The 20136-nt window shown below is 37.2% G+C and carries 17 protein-coding genes and 1 riboswitch; of the genes, 11 read left to right on the forward strand and 6 right to left on the reverse strand.

Annotated features, from left to right (window positions below):
- Positions 1 to 9: 9 nt before the first annotated feature.
- Together JNUCC25_RS06160 and JNUCC25_RS06165 are read right to left on the reverse strand one after the other, a co-directional pair.
- The gene (locus JNUCC25_RS06160; RefSeq protein ID WP_029325066.1) at positions 10 to 1095 is read right to left on the reverse strand and encodes a Ger(x)C family spore germination protein; all 1086 of its coding nucleotides are present in this window, start codon (positions 1093 to 1095) and stop codon (positions 10 to 12) included.
- A 14-nt stretch (positions 1096 to 1109) separates the two neighbouring features.
- Positions 1110 to 2630 (reverse strand): spore germination protein, encoded by a 1521-nt coding sequence (locus JNUCC25_RS06165; RefSeq protein ID WP_029325067.1) that lies wholly within the window; start codon positions 2628 to 2630, stop codon positions 1110 to 1112.
- Between the two features lie 202 nt (positions 2631 to 2832).
- On the opposite strand from JNUCC25_RS06165, the gene JNUCC25_RS06170 reads away from it, so the two are divergent.
- The 5 genes from JNUCC25_RS06170 (at position 2833) to sigI (ending at position 11282) form a co-directional block, all read left to right on the forward strand.
- Positions 2833 to 4488 (forward strand): alkaline phosphatase, encoded by a 1656-nt coding sequence (locus tag JNUCC25_RS06170; protein WP_035439404.1) that lies wholly within the window; start codon positions 2833 to 2835, stop codon positions 4486 to 4488.
- Positions 4489 to 5190: 702 nt separating this feature from the next.
- On the forward strand, positions 5191 to 5934 hold the full coding sequence (locus tag JNUCC25_RS06175) for a LytR/AlgR family response regulator transcription factor (RefSeq protein WP_013055929.1): 744 nt from the start codon (positions 5191 to 5193) through the stop codon (positions 5932 to 5934).
- A gap of 144 nt (positions 5935 to 6078) precedes the next feature.
- Complete coding sequence (locus JNUCC25_RS06180) at positions 6079 to 9117, forward strand: PAS domain S-box protein (protein ID WP_064471462.1); 3039 nt, start codon at positions 6079 to 6081, stop codon at positions 9115 to 9117.
- A gap of 76 nt (positions 9118 to 9193) precedes the next feature.
- Positions 9194 to 9289: riboswitch (yybP-ykoY riboswitch) on the forward strand.
- Positions 9290 to 9385: 96 nt separating this feature from the next.
- Complete coding sequence (locus JNUCC25_RS06185; protein WP_013055931.1) at positions 9386 to 10201, forward strand: TerC family protein; 816 nt, start codon at positions 9386 to 9388, stop codon at positions 10199 to 10201.
- 370 nt (positions 10202 to 10571) lie between these two features.
- A complete protein-coding gene (sigI, locus tag JNUCC25_RS06190; protein WP_013055932.1) occupies positions 10572 to 11282 on the forward strand; it encodes an RNA polymerase sigma factor SigI in 711 nt (236 codons plus the stop codon).
- Positions 11283 to 11332: 50 nt separating this feature from the next.
- On the opposite strand, the gene JNUCC25_RS06195 is transcribed toward sigI, so the two are convergent.
- The 3 genes from JNUCC25_RS06195 to phaQ all read right to left on the reverse strand — a co-directional run bounded on the left by JNUCC25_RS06195 (position 11333) and on the right by phaQ (position 12834).
- Entirely contained in the window at positions 11333 to 11530 is a 198-nt protein-coding gene (locus JNUCC25_RS06195; protein WP_013055933.1) for an alpha/beta-type small acid-soluble spore protein, read from the reverse strand.
- A gap of 143 nt (positions 11531 to 11673) precedes the next feature.
- A complete protein-coding gene (phaP, locus tag JNUCC25_RS06200; protein ID WP_013055934.1) occupies positions 11674 to 12186 on the reverse strand; it encodes a polyhydroxyalkanoic acid inclusion protein PhaP in 513 nt (170 codons plus the stop codon).
- 168 nt (positions 12187 to 12354) lie between these two features.
- Positions 12355 to 12834 carry a poly-beta-hydroxybutyrate-responsive repressor gene (gene phaQ, locus JNUCC25_RS06205; RefSeq protein WP_013082201.1) on the reverse strand — a complete coding sequence of 160 codons (480 nt, stop codon included), beginning with the start codon at positions 12832 to 12834 and terminating at the stop codon, positions 12355 to 12357.
- A 353-nt stretch (positions 12835 to 13187) separates the two neighbouring features.
- Between phaQ and phaR the strand changes: the two genes are divergently transcribed.
- The 6 genes from phaR to JNUCC25_RS06235 all read left to right on the forward strand — a co-directional run bounded on the left by phaR (position 13188) and on the right by JNUCC25_RS06235 (position 18237).
- Positions 13188 to 13787 (forward strand): polyhydroxyalkanoic acid synthase subunit PhaR, encoded by a 600-nt coding sequence (gene phaR, locus JNUCC25_RS06210; RefSeq protein ID WP_013055937.1) that lies wholly within the window; start codon positions 13188 to 13190, stop codon positions 13785 to 13787.
- 81 nt (positions 13788 to 13868) lie between these two features.
- Complete coding sequence (phbB, locus tag JNUCC25_RS06215) at positions 13869 to 14612, forward strand: acetoacetyl-CoA reductase (protein ID WP_014461095.1); 744 nt, start codon at positions 13869 to 13871, stop codon at positions 14610 to 14612.
- Between the two features lie 76 nt (positions 14613 to 14688).
- On the forward strand, positions 14689 to 15777 hold the full coding sequence (locus JNUCC25_RS06220) for a class III poly(R)-hydroxyalkanoic acid synthase subunit PhaC (protein ID WP_013055939.1): 1089 nt from the start codon (positions 14689 to 14691) through the stop codon (positions 15775 to 15777).
- Positions 15778 to 16232: 455 nt separating this feature from the next.
- A complete protein-coding gene (locus tag JNUCC25_RS06225; RefSeq protein WP_255256020.1) occupies positions 16233 to 17612 on the forward strand; it encodes a TrkH family potassium uptake protein in 1380 nt (459 codons plus the stop codon).
- Between the two features lie 290 nt (positions 17613 to 17902).
- On the forward strand, positions 17903 to 18061 hold the full coding sequence (locus JNUCC25_RS06230) for a hypothetical protein (RefSeq protein ID WP_025749458.1): 159 nt from the start codon (positions 17903 to 17905) through the stop codon (positions 18059 to 18061).
- A gap of 2 nt (positions 18062 to 18063) precedes the next feature.
- A complete protein-coding gene (locus JNUCC25_RS06235; RefSeq protein ID WP_013055943.1) occupies positions 18064 to 18237 on the forward strand; it encodes a thiamine pyrophosphate-dependent enzyme in 174 nt (57 codons plus the stop codon).
- A gap of 27 nt (positions 18238 to 18264) precedes the next feature.
- Here JNUCC25_RS06235 and JNUCC25_RS06240 read toward each other — a convergent pair whose 3' ends face one another.
- Complete coding sequence (locus JNUCC25_RS06240) at positions 18265 to 20034, reverse strand: B12-binding domain-containing radical SAM protein (protein WP_013055944.1); 1770 nt, start codon at positions 20032 to 20034, stop codon at positions 18265 to 18267.
- Positions 20035 to 20136 lie beyond the last annotated feature (102 nt).

Consider the following 20136-nt stretch of genomic DNA (forward strand, 5'->3'; position numbering starts at 1 on the left):
TTCTTCCTCCTAGTTGCTAATACCGGTTTGAATAAGATGAACGCGAGATTTTACTTCAATATTCATATCCGGATATTGCGATTTGAATTTTTCACTGTTAAACCCGCGTGTTTTACTTCGAACATAATCTGTAAAACAAATGGGATCGATTTTGTGCTGCTGAAGCTTCTTAATAAAGGCATCCCCATCTTTTTCAATATCTTTTTGAAGCATTTTTTCAACCATTTTAATACTAGCCGGGTCTGTTAAATCTATCCATCCGGGAAACTCTTTTACAAGGCCGTCGACAGTTAAGTGTGCAACAATACTTGGATGTTGATGATTTCCTTTAATTTCATACTTTGTTTTGGTGCGCAAGTTTTGAAGAATGATCTCGCCCTTACGGTCACTCTCTTTAATTTTTACTGAGTAGCGGCCGTGCTTTGTTCCGCTTGTTAGCAGCTTAAATAAAAACGTTTCTTTCATTCCGATAGTTGTAACGACTTTTTGTTCTTTAAATAGCGCCAGGCCCTTTAACTTAATGGCATCCTTTTCCTGAGCTAAAACAGGAAGGTACGGGTCGCGGTCGTCACTAAAAAAACTAAATAAAAAAATTTGTAAATTGGTGTTAGGTAAATTTTCTGTGCGGATATTTTGTTCAATTAAATTAGAAATAAACTGATAGTCCTTAATTTTCTTTTTGGTAACGGAACTCAATAATTCATGTGCGTTGCCATCTACAATGCTTAATTTAATATTACGTCCAAGGTCTGGATTTCTAGCAATTGTGTTTACTAATTCTTCCACGCCATGTGTTGCAAATTCTTTTCCCATGACGATGCTCCTTAACTGCCCAAAAGCGACCGGAAGAGATGATTTATTGTTTAAGCGAAGTGGAATATCAAACGATGAATTAGCAGTAGCCGCAATGATACTTGGCTCTTCCGTTGGGCCGTATTTATAGATAGGGTATAAAATGGTTCCTCTGACTTTATTGCTTTGAGGAATATAATCATATCCTATGGAGTTAACTACTTGAATTTCGTCAATCGTTTCACGGTCTGCACAGCTCGTTAAGAAAGTAAGGCAAGTGCATAAAATAAGTATTCTCTTCATAACGTTTCCCCGCTTTACTCATTATCTAAATTACTTTTTCGTCTAGTCTTATTCGCTTTATTAGGGTTATAGCGAAAGCGTTCTAAAGGACGCAAGTAACTTGGACGCTTTGCTGTATGACTATAGGGCAATCGCAGAAAGGTATCCCTATACTCTGTTGGACGAAACGGAAAAAGCGGAACAAGATAAGGCATGCCCAAAGATTTTAAACGAAGCAAGTGAACCAGCAAGAAGCAAAAGCCAAAGGTGATGCCGACTAAACCAAACGCAGTAGCAAACAAAATAAACGGAAAACGTAATAACCGGATGGTATTAGACATTTTAAAAATAGGCGTTGTAAAAGAAGCTAAAGCTGTCAGTGAAACAATAATAAGCAAAATATTGCTTGTTAACGCCGCTTCGACTGTTGCTTGCCCAATAACAATCCCGCCTACGATTCCCAGCGTTTGACCTACTTTTGTTGGAAGCCTGGCTCCAGCTTCTCGAAGCAGTTCAATGGTGATTTCTAAAAAAAGTACTTCGATGACCGGTGGAAAAGGAACGTTTGTCCTTGAAAAAATAATAGGACCCAGCAAATCTTTTGGAAGCATCTCATAATGATACGTAACAATGGCTACATAAAGAGGCGTAGCAAAAATAGAGAAAAAGACGCCCAAAATACGAATAACCCGGAAAAATGACCCTAGAACCCACGGTAAATAGTAGTCTTCAGGTGAAATAAAGAAGTCAAGCAATGTTGAAGGTCCCGTAACTGCGTAGGGTGAACCACTCGAAAAGAAGGCAACTTGCCCGTTTAACAGACTAAACAAGACTCGATCAATCCGCTCTGTTGTTAAAAAAAGCGGAAACGCCGTAGAAGAATTATCGGAAATTAATTGATCAAGCATTGTACTATCAAAAATGACATCGAAATCTATATCTTCAAGGCGCTGGGTCATGGTGTCTACGTGCTGAGGGTTCGTTACGCCTTCTAAGTAAACAAGCACCACGCGCGTTTTCGATTTATTTCCTACGGTGAGTTCTTTAAAAATAAGGTTTTCGGAAATGACCGTTTTTCTCATTAAATAGAGATTGACATCTAAATCCTCTACAAAACCAATTTTAGGACCAACGACGCTGAACTCATTTTCTGTTTCGTTTTCTTTTCGAAACCCCGTATCAAAGCTTTGAACTTTAATAAGAGCTACTAGCTTATCGTCTTTATGCAGTTGAAACATCACATAGCCGCGCAGCATCTTTTCTAAAATTTCTTTTGTATCTTTTGTGACTGAAATATCTTCAATCGGCAGAACATTTTCAACTTCATATATACTGCTTAACGTGAAGTCTAGTTTTTGAAAAGGCTCAAGTATTTTATCTTCAACACTTTGCATGTTTACGAGCTGTTTAAAATAAGTAATGATGTATTTTCGGTGCTGCGAGCCAATGGCTAATGTTGTAAAATCACTTGATTTTTTGAATTGGTTAATCAGTTCATCCAATGATTTTTTGGGCTGATCGTCTGCATTTTTTCTTTTAAATAAATGTTTAAACATAACCGTGCCCCTCGCTTGACTTTCTATTACTGGTAGTTTGTTCATGTACTTCCTTTTTATTCGACTATTTTTTCTTAAGAAGAAAGGAAGAATATAAAGACAAACTTTACACTCTTTTACAGCAGATAAACAGTGGGTTTACGTTTGAATGGTAACTTTAGACATGTCGAAGACAATTAAATAAAGGAGCGGGTACATTTATATGAAGAAAAAATTAGCAGGTATTACACTGGCAGGAGCAGTAGCATTGGCCTCGTTTGGTGTAGGAAACTCACTTATTCAAACGGAAGCAAAAGTGGAGCATAAGTCAGCTAAGAAACCTCAAAATGTCATTATGATGGTAATGGACGGGACGAGTTCAAATGCTACTACACTCGCAAGATGGTACAAGGGAAAACCGTTACATATGGATCAGCTGATGGCCGGGGGAGTACGTGCGTATTCGGCAGAATCTGCTATTACAGATTCCGCTCCGGCAGCTACTGCTTTAGCAACAGGAAATAAATCAAATTCAGGTTATGTAGGTGTGCTTCCTTCAGTAGTGAATACACCTGGGGTTAAATCCGTAGAAAAAGAAAATCAATTTCGTCCCGTAGCAAATGTTCTAGAAGGAGCAAAGCTTTCAGGGCGCGCGACAGGAATTGTGGCTACTTCTGAAATCCAGCACGCCACACCAGCTGGTTTTTCAGCCCACAACTATAGCCGTGATGATTTTCAAACGCTAGCAGAGCAGCAAGTGTATCAAAACATTGATGTAGTGCTTGGAGGAGGTAAGCAATCTCTTCTTCCAGGAAAAGAAGAAAAAAGCCGGAAAGACGGTGAAGACTTAGTCAATGTATTGAATAAAAGAGGATATGACTTTGTAGAAAATAAAAAGGAATTAGAGCAGTCACGCGCCAAAAAAATCTGGGGGAGCTTCGCCGACAGAGACTTAGCCTATGATATGGACCGACCGCAGACAAAAGCAGAACAGCCAAAGTTGTCCCAGATGACAAATAAAGCAATAACAACACTATCCAAAGATAAAGACGGTTTTTTCTTATTTGTTGAAGGAAGCAAAACCGATTGGGCAGCTCATGCAAATGATCCAATAGGAATGATTAGCGATGTACTAGCGTTTGATGAAGCAGTGGGCAAAGCAGTAGAGTTCGCTAAAAAAGATGGAAATACGATGGTTATTGCGATTGCCGATCACGGAAACAGCGGTCTTTCAATTGGTAATGCAAATACAACAAAAGGATACGATACCACACCTGTTTCTGCTTATATTGATCCATTAAAAAAAGCAAAAATGACGTTAGAAGGTGCTATGTCTAAATTAAAAGAAGATTTATCAAATAAAGAAGAAGTAGCTGCTTTGTATGGTTTATCAAATCTAACTTCAGAGGAAAAAGCGCAGCTGACTAAAACAAGAGATAAAAAAGAAATCAGTGCTACACTATCGAAGTTATTAGCCAGCCGAGCAAACCTTGGATTCACAACAGGCGGTCATACGGGTGAGGATGTATTTCTGTATTCATACGGCGTAAATCGACCAACGGGGCACTTTGATAATACGGATATTGCCAAACATATGGCTAAATCAATGAATATTAACTTAAATGAGTTAACAAATGAATTATTTATTGAAGCGAATAAAGCTTTTAAAGGCTCAAAGGTAGCGGTTGACTCAAAAGACAAAAACAACCCTGTGCTGGTTGTTACAAACAATAAGCGAACGGTGCGTTTCCCAGTAAATAAAAATATTGCTATTGTAAATGGAAGAGAAATTCAAATGGACAGCGTAGTGGTACAGGATAAAAAGAATCGCTTCTTTGTATCGAAACAAGCACAGCAAATTGTAAAAAATGAAAAATAAGAAATGAATGCAAAACAGGCCGGGTTATAACTTTAGGCCTGTTTTTTTACAAATAATAGCTGGTTAATTAGGTTATGTAGCCGTTATAGAGGAATGAAGCTATTTATTTTACAAATAAATAGCTTGGAACACTTAAAGAAATGGAAAGTCTTCACGTTTAACTATATGTGATTTATACTATGAAATGGTATAATAATCATAGTTTTAAAGGGAACTAGTTCGGAATACATATGTAAGTTCATAACTTTGTATGCTAAAATTTTTATAATAAAATGAATAAAAAATACATAAATTCTTCTGGATGAAATCACAAAGTCAAGGTTATTAAGGACATTATGCAAGTAATTACCTTGAAAAAAAGTAAAAAATTAATAAAAGTATGAGTGAAAGAGCGTGCCGCCTTTATCGAAAATGTTAAATAAAGATTTTGGCATGCTGATTTACAGATTATAAAAAGGGTATTAAATCATTGTTAGGAAAATAAATGATAATAGATAAACGGTTTTTATGTCTTCTTCTAGAAAACCTACAATTATTGCAATATTCCCCATGAACAATCGTTGTGCGTTCCATTAACGATTAGCGTCCGTGTAGATCATTCATCTCAACATAAAAACACTATAACTATGTGTAGACATGCATAAACCAGAATGGGCAATAGTTCGTACTATACTTTAACATTGTATCCTAGGGGGAGTCAGGATGAACAAAATTAACTTAATTATTGCCGATGATAACGAAGATTCGGTTGAAATTTTAGATTATTTTATAGAACAGCTTCCGGAATTTGAAGTGATTAGCATCTGTAAAGACGGAGAGCAGCTTGTACAGGAAGTGATGGCTAAGAGTCCAGACCTTTTGCTCGTCGACATTAATATGCCTACGATTAACGGTGTAGATGCAATAAAAAAGTGCCTGCGCATTAAGCCGAATTTAAACTTCATTTTTATCACTGGTTATGATGAATTTGCGGTGAAGGCATTTGAGTTGTCAGCATTGGATTACATTGTAAAACCGATTGAAAAAACAAGGCTTTATATGGCGTTAGAGCGGGCAAAAAACTCCATTGGAATTGATAGAAATCAGTCAAAAAAGCCAGGTGAGCAATTAAAAAGACTGCCTGTAAAATTTAATGGATCTACTTACTACATTCCAATTGATCAAATTATTTTTATCGAAAAATCCGGAAAAAAATGCTTGATCTATACTCAATCACGTGTCTATGAGACATATGAAAATATTAGTGATATCTATACGTATTTGAACCCTTCTGTATTTAGTCAAACACACCGTTCTTATATCGTGAATTTACAGAAAGTTTCGCACATCACACCAAAAAACGAAACATATCTTGTTTATTTCTTAGAAATTGATGAATATGCTCATATCTCAAAATTAAAAATACAAGACGTTCAAAAACAGCTGCATCAGTTAATGATGAATTAAGAGATGCTGCTGCTTCTAAAATAGCTATGCTGATGAAAGGACGAAGCTTATGTAAGTTTCGTCTATTTCATGTGTCTGCTTTCGGAATAAATGATCGTAATATAGTTCTTATGAGGAGAGTTAGATAGAAGAAGTAACGTTGAAGTGAAAGGAAAGAAAATGATTTCAATTACTGGTCACTATAATGAATTTACCGTATTTCTTGCTGTCATTGTAGGAATTCTTGCCTCTTATACAGCACTTGATATTATGAGTAAAATGATGAAAAAACAGCGGAACAATTATTTATGGCTTACACTGTCAGCGGCTTCAATGGGAATTGGAGTGGGGGCGATGCACTATATTGCGATGCTTGCTTATTATGTGCCTGTTAGCTTTCATTTTAATGCTGTACTTTCTGTCATTGCTTTAATAATAGCGATTAGCGGATCACTAGGTGCGTTTTGGACATTTTGGAAATGGGGCACGTCGGTATGGTCAGGGCTCATTTTGGGAAGCAGTATTCTGGGTACACATTATATCGCCATGGCAGCAATCGAAACAGAAGCACACATCCATTATGCCGTGCTATCTGTTTTGCTTTCCATCATCATCGCCCTGGTCGTTGCATTTTATGCGATGCACTTGTTTTTTCGTTCGAAAAGCGTGAAAGCTAATCCGTTTCTCAAACTTGTTAGCTCTATTTTGCTGGGCATTGGAATTTCAGCTATGCATTTCATCAGTATGTATGGAATGAAGCTGCATATTGAACACTCAGTTGTCAGAAGATGGGGCCAGTGGCTGCCTTATCAAGCGCCATTTTCCAATATGATTGCAAGTATCACGATTACGCTACTCATTGTCTTTTTGCTCGTTGCTGCTTTTAAGCGCCAGGAAGAAGTGAGGGATAGTCAACTAAAAGAAGAGTATTATCAATCTCTTTTTAACTACAATCCCAATATTGTGTGTGCGGTTGATTTGTACGGCAATATTCAAACGATTAATCCAAAAGGAATAGAACTAACAGGATACACGTTGCATCAAATGGAGAAAATTCCGTTTCCCTATATGTTTAGAGAAGCTGAAAAAGCTGAAGAATATATGTGGAAATCCCTGAACGGAGACTCTGTTTATTATGAGGCAACGCTCATTCGCAAAGATAATCAGCCTGTATATGTTGAAGTAACGCAAATGCCTATTATTGTTCATGGTCAAATTAAAGGCAGTTACGTCATTGCCAAAGATGTGACAGACCGAAAAAAGGCGCAACAGCAGCTTCTGGATTTACAAGAAGATTTAAAACGCACGCTTTCACAGCAAGATGGCGCTATTTTTAAATTTGTGAAAAACGATGAAGGGTATATTCATACCATGTGCGAAGGCAAAATGATTCGTGAAATGGGATATGAGGAAATAGATGTTGTCGGTAAAACACTTGAAGAATTTTTACCTGAATCCTACGCAAAAGAAAATAAGGAGTACTATGAGAAAGCATGGGCGGGAGAGAAGGTATCGTATGAAGTACTTTTGAACGATTTTGCTTACTATACGAAGTTAATACCTCATATTTACAAAGGAGAAGTAAAAGAAGTTATTGGTTCTATAGTAGATGTTACCGATCTTCACGAAGCAAGAGAAAAGCTAGCTAAAAGTGAAAGCATGTATCGCTCCGTTCTTTCTACGATGTCAGAAGGGGTTGTGTTTCATGATCTTGAAGGAAACTTAATTGCTGCTAATGCGTACGCTGCTAAAATCTTAAACGTGCCTTATGACCAAATATTATCGGTTAACCCGTTTGGTTTAGACTGGGAAATCATTCATCCTGACGGCACACCTTTTGCACTGGAAGACATTCCATCTGTTCGATGTCTTCGTACAAAAGAGCCTGTGCGAAATACAGTTATGGGCATTTATTTAAATGAGAAAAAGTTGACTTGGCTTTCGGTGAATGCTGAACCTCTTCAAGAAAGCAAATATTATAAAGGCGTAGTTGTCACGTTTTATGATATTACAAAACAGCAGGAACAAGAACAAGATTTGCTTCATTCTAATCAGCAAATGATTATAGCAAAAGAAGAAGCTGAAAAAGCAAATCAAGCCAAGTCTGAATTTTTATCAAAAGTAAGCCATGAGCTTCGTACGCCTTTAAACAGTATTTTAGGTTATGCACAGATATTGGAAGAGCAAGGGGAAAAAGATTTAACAGAAAAACAATTGAATCGTATACGAAAAATTTTAAAAGCAGGTAATCATCTTCTTTATTTGATAAATGAAACGCTTGATTTATCGAAAATTGAATCAGGTCACTTAGCGATTAACCTTGAACCGGTGTCGGTAAAAGAGGCGATTGAAGACGCGCTTAAAATTATGAAACCATTAGCAAAAGATAAGCATAGTATACTTTATACTCGCTTTCATGCATACCAAGAAGTCTTTGTTGAAGTAGATGAACTTCGGTTTCAGCAGATCTTATTAAATCTGCTTACAAACGCCATTAAATATTCGCCCGCTTATCGCGATATCACTATCTATACCGAGATCACTCAGCATCACGTAACCATATTGATTGAAGATAGGGGCTTTGGAATTCCAGCTTCAGAATTGAATCGGATTTTTGAGCCTTTCTACCGTGTAAATAGACTAGAAAAAGACGGAACAGGGATTGGATTGGCGCTTGTAAAGCAGCTTGTTGTATTAATGAATGGTACGTGCGGAGTGCGAAGTGAAGAAGGAAAAGGCAGTACATTTTGGGTGCGTTTTCCCTTAGTACATCCACCTGTTCCTAAACGATTATCCAGTGAAGGAGAAGCCGAGCCGTTTTTAGGTTTTTCCATGCCGACATCAATTGTATATATTGAGGATAACGATACAAATATTGAGCTTATGCAATCGATTCTTTCTCCATATAAAAACGTTAAGCTTTTAGTTGCCAAAACAGGAGAAAACGGCATCGGGCTAATCAGGTCCATTTCACCGGATATGATCTTAATTGATATTGATCTGCCTGATATGAATGGTTTTGAGGTATGCACACAGCTGCAGCTAGAAAAAGAATTGAAGCATATTCCGCGAGTCGCCCTGAGTGCAAGCGCGATGCAAAGCGATATTGATCAAGCTTTTTTAGTCGGCTTTAGTGAATACGTAACAAAGCCTATTCATATTTCAACGTTTTTGAATGTATTAAAACGCTTAACAAAAGCTTAACAAAAGTTTAGAGGGCTTTTAATTGACTTATTAGTGAACCTTTTATAAAATAAAAACAACTTAATACATTTACTTCTTACGGAGTAAAGGGGAGTAGCGTCAGGGAAACCTGAAACAAAGTCGTCATTACATGGAGTATTCCATCGGCTTTGTTGGCATAATGATTATGCTTAGCAAGACCTTTGCCATATTTGGCAAAGGTCTTTTTGTGTTTTATTCCGGTAATGAGGATAAATAAACTTATATAAAGAAACGAGAGGGGATTTTTATGGATGCATCGCTTTTGTTAGAGTATGGATGGGTATTGCTAGTTCTGGTTGCATTAGAAGGAATTTTGGCGGCGGATAATGCTCTTGTGATGGCCATTATGGTCAAACATTTACCGGAAGAAAAACGTAAGAAGGCATTATTTTACGGACTAGCCGGTGCCTTTATTTTTAGATTTGGTTCATTGTTCTTGATTTCATTTTTAGTCGACGTATGGCAGCTTCAAGCTATAGGAGCCATTTACTTGTTGTTCATTTCCATTAATCATATTGTGAAGCGATATGTGAAAAAAGACGATCATGAAAAAGTGAAAGAAGCAGACGAGAAAAAGGGCTCAAGTTTCTGGATGACGGTTTTAAAAGTAGAAATAGCAGACATTGCTTTTGCCGTTGATTCAATTTTGGCCGCTGTGGCTCTCGCCGTTACATTGCCAACAACAGATCTTCCTCAAATTGGCGGACTCGATGGGGGACAATTCTTGGTGATTTTCGCCGGAGGAATTATGGGATTAATTATTATGCGTTTTGCTGCAACTTGGTTCGTCAAGCTATTAAATACGCGCCCAGGCCTAGAAACGGCGGCTTTTGCTATTGTAGGGTGGGTAGGGGTTAAGTTAGCGGTTTATACCCTTGCTCATCCGGAGTTAGGTATTATTAATGAACATTTCCCTGAATCAAAAGTGTGGAAAATTACGTTTTGGATTGTGTTACTTGCCATAGCAGCTTCAGGCTGGTTTCTATCTAAAAATAAAGAACAAACTGATCTTGAAGGCTCAGAGAAAGAAAAAGAATCGTTAAAAAAAATTGAAAATCAATAATAAAAAACGTACCTTCAATGCTAATTGAAGGCGCGTTTTTTATTATTGAGACAAAATGCCTAGTTTAGATTGTTTAGATAAAGGGTAAAAGAACTAACTACTGTTTAATTACTTTATATCCGAATGTTTTGCTTTTTCGTTCATATTCTGTAGAGAACAGAAGCATCCGTGAGTAATTCAGTTCAATGAAGTTTATTTCAGTTTATAAACATATATTTCAAATGTATGTTAATTGGTAAAATTGAGCTATTATGGGTTATAATAAAGGGAAATTAAGAGGAGCAGAGCGCTTCTAAACCCTGTTCGTCATCAAAAGAATGGATATTAACATGGTATAAAGTAATTGAGTATAGTAAAAGAGGTGAAGCCAATGCTCACAAAAGTTCAAACGCCTCCATCGCTTGAAACGCTTGTACTGACGATTCAGCAAGGGGATAAACAATTACATAACGAAATGATTCAACAATATAAACCGTTTATTGCTAAAGTTGTTTCAGCTGTATGTAAACGTTATATAAGTGAAGCTGACGATGAATTTAGCATTGGTCTGATTGCATTTAATGAAGCCATTGAAAATTACACAATCCAAAAAGGCAGATCCCTTCTTGCATTTGCGGAACTTATTATTAAAAGAAGAGTAATTGACTATATTCGAAAAGAAAAGAGAAATCAAACGCTGCTCTATAACCGAATTGAAAATGAAGGTTTTATTCAAGGTAAGGTAGAAAGGGATATATCGCTTTCTAACTATAAGAGGCAAAGTGAAACTTCATATATTCAAGAGGAAATGACTTATTTTTGTCAGACGCTAAAATTGTTTAAATTAACTCTTGAAGACATTATTAACACGTCTCCTAAACATAAGGATGCAAGGGGAAATGCAGTGGAAGTTGCATCCTTTATCGTCAAGGAAAAAGAATTAAAAGATAAGCTGTTTTTAAAGCGGCAGCTTCCTATTCGCTTGATTGAAAAACATGTGAAAGTCAGCCGGAAAACAATTGAAAGAAACCGTAAATATATTATCGCGATGGTTATTATATTAGCGGGGGACTACGTGTATTTAAAAGACTATATTATGTAAGAAAAAGGCACACGCAGGTGCCTTTTTTAGCCATGTTATGAAATTATGTTTTATTTTTGTGTGCTGCCGCTTAAGTGAGCTTGAGCTTGTTGCACCAAGCGCTTTGTGATTTCTCCGCCTACTGAACCGTTGCTGCGTGCAGCAGTGTCAGAACCTAGAGTTACCCCAAATTCTTGAGCGATTTCATACTTATATTGATCTAAAAATTGTTCTACACCTGGTGTTAATAGTTTATTTGTTCTAGCCATGATTAGTCATCTCCTTTTTTAGTGGTACAGCAGTTTACTGCTGTACCTGTATTATTTGTTGTTTCCTATTTTGCATACTGGTAATGGTTTGCAAGAAAGTATAAAAAAGCCCAGCTTTCAAAGAAGCTGGGCTTTTTTATATATTATTTTACAACTGCATATTGCTCAAGAGACTGAGCAAATGACTTTTGAAGAGATTTTACTTGTTCTACGTATGCATCAGATACGTGTTGGAATTCTTGGCGCGTTTTCTTTTGCTCTTCTACTAATTGTGTTACTACTTGATGATATTGTTCTTGAGCTTGCTTTACTAAAGAATAGCTTGATTTGCTTTGGTTAAGAGAAAGCTCTTGTAATTTATTTAATGCTTCATGCGTGCGGTTTGTCCATTCTTCATAAGAATCGGCAACAGCGTTTCCAGCTGTTTTACGTAAGTTTTCAACTGTTTTTTGTTGAAGATCTTCTAATTCAGCTTTCCATTGTTTGTCTGTTGCTTGAAGTTGTTCAACTGCTTTTGTTACAAATTCTTGCTGTTGCTCAAGTGCTTTTAACGTCCATTGCTCAATTTGTTTGTTTCCTTCTGCAATGTTTTGTAACCCCTTTGTCCATTGTTCCCACATTGCATCAATTACTGTATCATACTTTACTGTTGACATAATCAAATTCCTCCTTGAATAATTTGGTCTGGCGAACAGTTATCGTAATGAACAAAACGTTAAAGAAGAAATTCGTAGTTGTGTGATAAACCTAACATTCCGCGCTCGCTGGTTGACCGTGAAATTTAACATTATATTAGGAAACGCAGATGTACTGCGTGAATCCCTTTAATCGTTTTCTTCCTCTTTTGATTCTTTTGACTTTTTAGAAGAAGAAGAGCTAAAAGGGAACAACATGTCGGTATACATGTGAAAAAATGAATCTAACATGTTTTGATACTGTTCAAGTGAATTAGCCCACATGCTTAAATATTGTTCGCCGGCATCTGTTAATGAATAAATCCGGCGTGCAGGTCCTTCAGCTGACGTATCCCATTGCGATGTAATCAAGTTGTCTTTTTCAAGCTGTCTCAGCGTGCGGTAGACATTTCCCTGATCAACTGATGTGAATCCAAAGCTCATTAGTTGCTGAATGAGCTTGTAACCATGTAGATTCCAACCTCTTAAACTTAAAAGAAGAAAAGGAACCATCAAGTTTTTTGGTGCACCGCTAATCGATTTTTCTAAGTTGTTTGAATTAGAGGTGTTATCTTTTTCACTTGATCCCAAGGTAATCACCCCTTCGAAAAAAGAGAATTTGTTTTCCATATGTGTAATTTACACCTAGATGAAAAAATTGTCAACACTTTAAAACAGGTCTTTCAAATACAGGAAAAAAGAACGATTTTTTGGATTTCGACAAAAAGCGTCAAAAAAATTCAAAAATAAACAAAGATTTAGAATTGTTTATTTCGGAAAACGTATTTATAATAGTACATGTAGGTAATTTTTATAACATTTATAATTTGTTGGTAAGTGAATTGTGAAAAGATTTACATTATCCAATAAATAAACGCAAAATTGGTTGCGTTTACTTAGAGCTTCTAATATGTCGCTTGTCACATTAAGTGTCCATATTGAAAGCCATCACTTTTAACGTACACAAGAAAGGAGATGGAGTTTTGGAACAGCAAAAAGTATTTGATCCGTTTCAAGCATGGAAAGACGTATATGACAAAACCGAATCTTACTGGGGTAAAGTTATTGGGGACAATATGAATCGTGAAGAATTTTCCCAGCTCATGGGAAATGTGCTAAATATGAACCTTCAATATCAACAAGCAGTAAATGAAGTAACGGGGCGCTATCTGCACCAAGTAAATGTACCAACAAAAGAAGATGTAGCAAACGTTGCGTCATTAGTCATTAATGTGGAAGAAAAAGTAGAATTATTAGAAGAGCAATTTGACGATCGTTTTGATGAATTAGAAGCACAGCAAGAAAGCGCATCTGCTTTGAAAAAAGATGTAACTAAGCTGAAATCTGATGTCAAATCGTTAGACAAAAAACTCGACAAAGTTTTATCTCTTCTTGAAGGGCAGCAAAAAACACAAGACGAGTTAAAAGAAACTATTCAAAAACAAATTAAAACTCAAGGTGAGCAGCTTCAGGCTCAGCTGCTAGAAAAACAAGAAAAATTAGCTGAAAAGCCAAAGGCAGAAGCTAAATCTGAAGCAAAACCATCAAACGCTCAAAAAACTGAGCAGCCAGCTCGCAAGTAAGGTATAGGGGATTTTATAACAACATTAACTGCTGTATTTACAGTAAAAATCATAGCTGAAGAAGCAAGGGGGAAATTTTTCATGACAACATTACAAGGTAAAGTAGCAATCGTAACAGGCGGATCTAAAGGTATCGGGGCAGCAATTACACGTGAGCTTGCTTCTAATGGAGTAAAAGTAGCAGTAAACTATAACAGCAGTAAAGAATCTGCAGAAGCAATCGTAAAAGAAATTAAAGACAACGGCGGAGAAGCTATTGCGGTTCAAGCTGACGTGTCTTATGTAGATCAAGCAAAACACCTAATCGAAGAAACAAAAGCTGCGTTTGGCCAATTAGACATTCTAGTAAACAATGCTGGAATTACGCGCGACCGTTCATTCAAGAAGTTAGGTGAAGAAGATTGGAAAAAAGTAATTGATGTAAACTTACATAGCGTATACAACACAACATCAGCTGCGCTAACGCACCTTTTAGAATCTGAAGGTGGTCGTGTTATCAATATTTCATCAATTATTGGTCAAGCGGGCGGATTTGGTCAAACAAACTACTCAGCTGCTAAAGCAGGTATGCTAGGATTCACTAAATCATTAGCTCTTGAACTAGCTAAGTCAGGCGTAACAGTTAATGCAATTTGCCCAGGATTTATTGAAACGGAAATGGTAATGGCAATGCCGGAAGAAGTTCGTGCAAAAGTTGTAGCAAAAATCCCAACTCGTCGCTTAGGCCACGCTGAAGAAATTGCACGTGGAGTTGTTTACTTAGCAAAAGACGGCGCGTACATTACAGGACAACAGTTAAACATTAACGGCGGCTTATACATGTAATAAATGCTGGCCCTGACTTTTGTCGGGGCTGTGCTTGTTAACTAACTACTAATGAAATGAAAGGGTGTGTATATTCGTGGCAATTCCTTACGTGCAAGAGTGGGAAAAATTAATCAAATCAATGCCAAGTGAATATAAAAGTTCTGCAAGACGTTTTAAGCGTGCATATGAAATTATGACAACAGAAGCGGAACCGGAAGTTGGATTAACACCAAAAGAGGTTATTTGGAAAAAGAACAAAGCGAAATTATACCGCTATACGCCAGTAAAAGATAACCTGCATAAAACACCAATCTTACTCGTATATGCATTGATCAATAAACCGTATATTTTGGATTTAACACCTGGAAACAGCCTTGTTGAATACTTATTGAACCGCGGTTTTGACGTGTATTTGCTTGACTGGGGAACTCCTGGGCTTGAAGACAGCAATATGAAGCTAGATGATTATATTGTAGATTATATTCCAAAAGCAGCGAAAAAGGTGCTGCGCACTTCTAAATCTCCTGATTTGTCTGTTCTTGGTTACTGCATGGGCGGAACTATGACATCTATTTTTGCTGCATTAAATGAAGACTTGCCGATTAAAAACTTAATTTTTATGACAAGTCCATTTGATTTTTCGGATACAGGTTTATACGGAGCATTCCTAGACGATCGCTACTTTAATTTAGATAAAGCAGTAGATACATTCGGAAACATCCCTCCAGAGATGATTGACTTTGGAAACAAGATGTTAAAGCCAATCACGAATTTCTATGGCCCATATGTAACGTTGGTGGACCGTTCGGAAAATCAGCGGTTTGTTGAAAGCTGGAAGCTAATGCAAAAGTGGGTTGCTGACGGAATCCCATTTGCTGGTGAAGCTTATCGTCAGTGGATTCGTGACTTCTATCAACAAAATAAATTAATCAATGGTGAACTTGAAGTTCGCGGACGCAAAGTAGATTTGAAAAATATTAAAGCTAATATTTTAAACATTGCCGCTAGCCGTGATCATATTGCGATGCCGCATCAAGTGGCAGCTTTAATGGACGCTGTTTCAAGTGAAGATAAAGAGTACAAATTGTTGCAAACAGGTCACGTATCTGTTGTATTTGGTCCAAAAGCAGTGAAGGAAACATATCCTTCAATCGGCGATTGGCTAGAAAAACGCTCTAAATAAAATAAAGACGCGGCTGGTACAAAAGTATTTTAGCCGAAGTGAAAAACGAACCACTGATATTAGTGGTTCGTTTTTTGTTATGGTGAACGTAGGTTTCAAATATGTCGTTGCTTCTAGCTGTTGATTGGAGGGCGAGGCGAAGACTCCTGCGGAAAGCGAAGTCTTGCACGGAAATCAACAGCGGTGTCACAAGCGGTTCAGCTCATGTATCCTATTTGTTCGTCTTTAGATTGATTCATTTAATTATGTCGCAACCTCGTTTTTTTGTGAACAGACAATATTGAGTGACGATCCTTTATGCGGGCTGCTGGGATTTATGATATCTAATGACAAGTGAGGTGACTTCTTTTATACTAATGTAGTCACCTTCTTGAACATGGGATTTTTTACATGGATATTGCAATCCGTGTAACAATGAGTATGCTTTGGGAAGAAAGAAGAAAACTATTAGTATTATAACAAAAAAGGAATGTCAGATTATGCCGCAACCATGGAAACGACGAGTAAGGCAGATGTCTTCAGCTCAAATTATTGTTACATTTTACATAGTGGCTGTTACGCTTGGATTTCTATTACTTAGTATCCCAGAAGCTTTAAAGCCGGGAGTGAAGTTAGCATTTATTGATCGCTTATTTATTGCCGTCAGTGCGGTAAGTGTAACAGGGCTGACACCTGTCTCTACTCCGGATACATTTAGTACGACGGGCTATTTTTTGCTCGCTTTTATTTTTCAAATCGGTGGTATTGGTGTAATGACACTCAGTACATTTATTTGGATGATTTTGGGTAAAAAAATCGGTTTAAAGGAACGTCAGCTCATTATGACAGACCATAACCAATCCCGTTTATCAGGATTAGTTGACTTGATGAGAAATATTTTATTTATTATTTTTGCCATTGAACTAGTTGGCGCCATTATTTTAGGATTACATTTTCTCCGTTATTACTCAAGCTGGACAGATGCTTTTCTGCATGGGTTCTTTGCTTCTGTCAGCGCTACAACAAATGCTGGCTTCGATATTACAGGATCTTCATTTATTCCGTATGCCCATGATTATTTTGTACAAGTGGTAACCGTTATTTTAATTACGCTTGGAGCGATTGGATTCCCTGTATTAATTGAAATTAAGCACTATTTTTTAACATTTAAAGATAAGCGTAAATTTCAATTTTCGCTATTTACGAAGCTAACGACCATCATGTTTTTTCTGCTGTTAGCAGGGGGAACAATCTTGATTCTTGTGCTAGAGCATTCAGGATTTCTAGCAGATAAGTCTTGGGATGAATCGTTTTTTTATGCGTTTTTCCAATCTGCTGCCACAAGGAGCGGAGGAGTTGCGACCATGAATATTAATGAGTTTTCGCTTCCTACGTTAATTATGATGAGTGCGATGATGTTTATCGGTGCTTCACCGAGCTCAGTAGGGGGAGGAATTCGTACGACGACGTTTGCATTAAATATTCTTTTCCTGTTTTATTACGTAAGAGGAAATAAGACGATTAAAATCTTTCGCCGCGAAATTCATGAAGATGACATTATTAAATCAGTAGCTGTATCGATGTTAGCCGTAATCATTTGCTCGATTTCGCTTCTTATTTTAAGTATTACAGAACATTTTTCTCTCATTGAGCTTATTTTTGAAGTGTGTTCAGCTTTTGGGACAACAGGTTTATCAATGGGAATTACAGGAGGGCTTTCTGATATCGGTAAATGCGTTATTATGATTTTAATGTTCATTGGCCGAATCGGCATGTTTTCATTTATTTTAATGCTTCGCCGTCCAACGTCTGGACCGGATTATCACTATCCGAAAGAACGTATTATTATTGGATAAAAGAGGCTGGGACACAAATATTTTAGTTGAAGGAAGATCCGAACGAGTTTGTTTCTTGATTAAGAATCAAACTCGTTCGGATTTTTTTATTATGATGGTGAACGCAGGTTTCATGTAGCTGGGTCACAAGAGGGTCAATCCATTTATCTCATTTGTTCGTATTTCGAGTAAAATGATTTCGTTATGTTTCAACCGCTTTTTTACAGCTTTTTCTGCTTATATTACGCATCAGAAAGTGTATTCTAAGAAAAGGAAGTTCAATGGACTTCCAAGCATAGGAGGGATATATGATGGCAAAGCGTAAAGTAGGGTACAAATCAGCACTGACTAACAATAATACACCAAAAGAGAGCCTTTCAGATGCAGAATTTGCTGCTGAATATGCTGGCGGCGAGGAGCCGGCTAAAGGCGCGAATCGCAATTCGAAAAAAGGAAAGCAAGGTAAATAACGATGAGCAAACATAAACAAAATAATAAGCATATCGCAAGCACTGAAGCAAAGCAAAAACAGTTACTGCAAGAAGAGTTCGGAGCGGAAATGGGCGATCCCAACGCAGCTAAAATATATGAATCCTTAGGAAAGACAAAGTCTGATAAAGAGCAAAAAAAGAAAAAAGAATGTTAAAGAAAAAAACCTCGGGTATCCGAGGTTTTAGCTTACAACTGGAAGGCCAAATGCCTCTACAGGTGCTGAATAAAGTTTTGTATCATTTGCTTTTTGATCATAATAAGCAAGAAGAACAGATGGTTGTTCATTTATTTTTCCTGTTTGTTTATAATACATATAGTCAAATGGAAGAATTTCTAAAACGGTGTGTTTGTATAATTCTTTTTCAGCAAGCTGTTCAGCTTCAAAAGCCTGTCCCATAATAGAAGGATTAGCAAGCATTTGCTGATAGTAATGAGAGCGGACTTGTTTTTCTACTTTATCGTCCCACCAAGGTTTACGAGGCTTATGCTTTTGGTTTTGTAAATAATCAATTTTCATAAACCCTTCAATCATTTCTTCATTTGAAAAATTCTCTGTTTCAATATACTGTCTAAGGCGTCTGAATAAATCTTCAAGCTGATGGCCGATTCGAACCCAGCCCATTTCATCCCAATACGTCCCGAAGTTTTGGAAGAAATCAAAAGGTGTATCGTAGCAGTGCTCTACTAAAAACTCTATTGTTTCATCCATTCGATGGTCATTCCAAAACTTTTCTAAAATATCTTCTACATGTTTGATACGTACGACATCTGAAAATGGCAAGACGTTATTGCTTAAAATTTCATAAGGCGATTGATCCATGTATTGATAATTATAGCGAGATGCACTTAAGCGTAAGCCGGTGCCGCGAAGCATTTTTAAAAAGCCCAGCTGAAGCTCTTCAGGACGAAGTGCAAATACATCATTAAACGTATTTTTAAATGAGTTATAATCTTCATCTGGAAGTCCCGCAATCAAATCTAAATGCTGGTCGATCTTTCCGCCTTCTTTTACCATCGTTACGGTACGGGTTAATTTTTTGAAATTTTGTTTGCGTTTAACTAATTCATTAACGGCATCATTTGTAGACTGCACGCCAATTTCAAAGCGGAATAATCCTTTTGGCGCATTGTCGTTTAAGAACTGAATGACTTCAGGGCGCATAATATCGGCCGTAATTTCAAACTGAAATACCGTACCTTCACGGTGTTCATCAATTAAAAATTGGAACATTTCCATGGCATAGCTGCGGCTGATGTTGAACGTGCGGTCTACGAACTTAATGGTGCGCGCTCCGTTATCCATCAAATAGCGAATATCCTCTTTTACTTTTTCTCTGTCGAAATAACGAACGCCTACTTCAATAGAAGAGAGACAGAACTGACAGCTAAACGGACAGCCGCGGCTTGTTTCAATATACACAACGCGTTTTGAAAGTTCTTGGCGGTCTTCTTCAAAACGGAAAGGAGAAGGCATTTCGCGCAGGTCAATTTTATTGCGCTGCGGGTTAACAACTGGTTTGCCGTCTTTTCGGAAAGCCACGCCGCTTACATTTTCAAACTGACGGTCTCCGTGAAGTTCATCTAAAAGCTGCTTGAATGTTTCTTCTCCTTCACCAATAGCGATAAAGTCAGCTTCAGGAATGCGCTCTAGCCAGTGAGTCACATCATAGGTTACTTCTGGTCCACCGAATATAATGATGAGCTCGGGGTTAATTTTTTTAAGCATTTGTGCGACTTTAATTGTTTCTTCAATGTTCCAAATGTAACAGCTGAAACCAATAATATCAGGGTTGCGTTTATATAAATCCGTGACAATGTTCATAGCAGGATCTTTAATCGTATATTCGGCCATATCCACTTTATAGTCAGGCTCGGCATAGGCTTTTAAACATCGAAGGGCTAAAGAAGTATGGATATACTTCGCATTCAATGTACTGACAACAATGTTCATTCAAAAAGCTCCTTTTAACTCGTAATATGAAATCAATTTACTATTTTAGCACATTTGAGAAATAAAGTATAAATACCTTGCCACTTTTGTTGTGGAGGGGAA

The organism is Priestia sp. JNUCC 25, from assembly GCF_053667915.1.

Bases quoted from the DNA above. Each gene is read 5' to 3' on its own strand.
- JNUCC25_RS06185 (WP_013055931.1), top strand. From the start codon at position 9,386: ATGGATGCATCGCTTTTGTTAGAGTATGGATGGGTATTGCTAGTTCTG.
- JNUCC25_RS06175 (WP_013055929.1), top strand. From the start codon at position 5,191: ATGAACAAAATTAACTTAATTATTGCCGATGATAACGAAGATTCGGTT.
- JNUCC25_RS06195 (WP_013055933.1), bottom strand. From the start codon at position 11,530: ATGGCTAGAACAAATAAACTATTAACACCAGGTGTAGAACAATTTTTA.
- sigI (WP_013055932.1), top strand. From the start codon at position 10,572: ATGCTCACAAAAGTTCAAACGCCTCCATCGCTTGAAACGCTTGTACTG.
- JNUCC25_RS06165 (WP_029325067.1), bottom strand. From the start codon at position 2,630: ATGTTTAAACATTTATTTAAAAGAAAAAATGCAGACGATCAGCCCAAA.
- JNUCC25_RS06230 (WP_025749458.1), top strand. From the start codon at position 17,903: ATGGCAAAGCGTAAAGTAGGGTACAAATCAGCACTGACTAACAATAAT.
- JNUCC25_RS06240 (WP_013055944.1), bottom strand. From the start codon at position 20,034: ATGAACATTGTTGTCAGTACATTGAATGCGAAGTATATCCATACTTCT.
- phaP (WP_013055934.1), bottom strand. From the start codon at position 12,186: ATGTCAACAGTAAAGTATGATACAGTAATTGATGCAATGTGGGAACAA.
- phaQ (WP_013082201.1), bottom strand. From the start codon at position 12,834: ATGGAAAACAAATTCTCTTTTTTCGAAGGGGTGATTACCTTGGGATCA.
- JNUCC25_RS06160 (WP_029325066.1), bottom strand. From the start codon at position 1,095: ATGAAGAGAATACTTATTTTATGCACTTGCCTTACTTTCTTAACGAGC.
- phbB (WP_014461095.1), top strand. From the start codon at position 13,869: ATGACAACATTACAAGGTAAAGTAGCAATCGTAACAGGCGGATCTAAA.
- JNUCC25_RS06170 (WP_035439404.1), top strand. From the start codon at position 2,833: ATGAAGAAAAAATTAGCAGGTATTACACTGGCAGGAGCAGTAGCATTG.
- JNUCC25_RS06235 (WP_013055943.1), top strand. From the start codon at position 18,064: ATGAGCAAACATAAACAAAATAATAAGCATATCGCAAGCACTGAAGCA.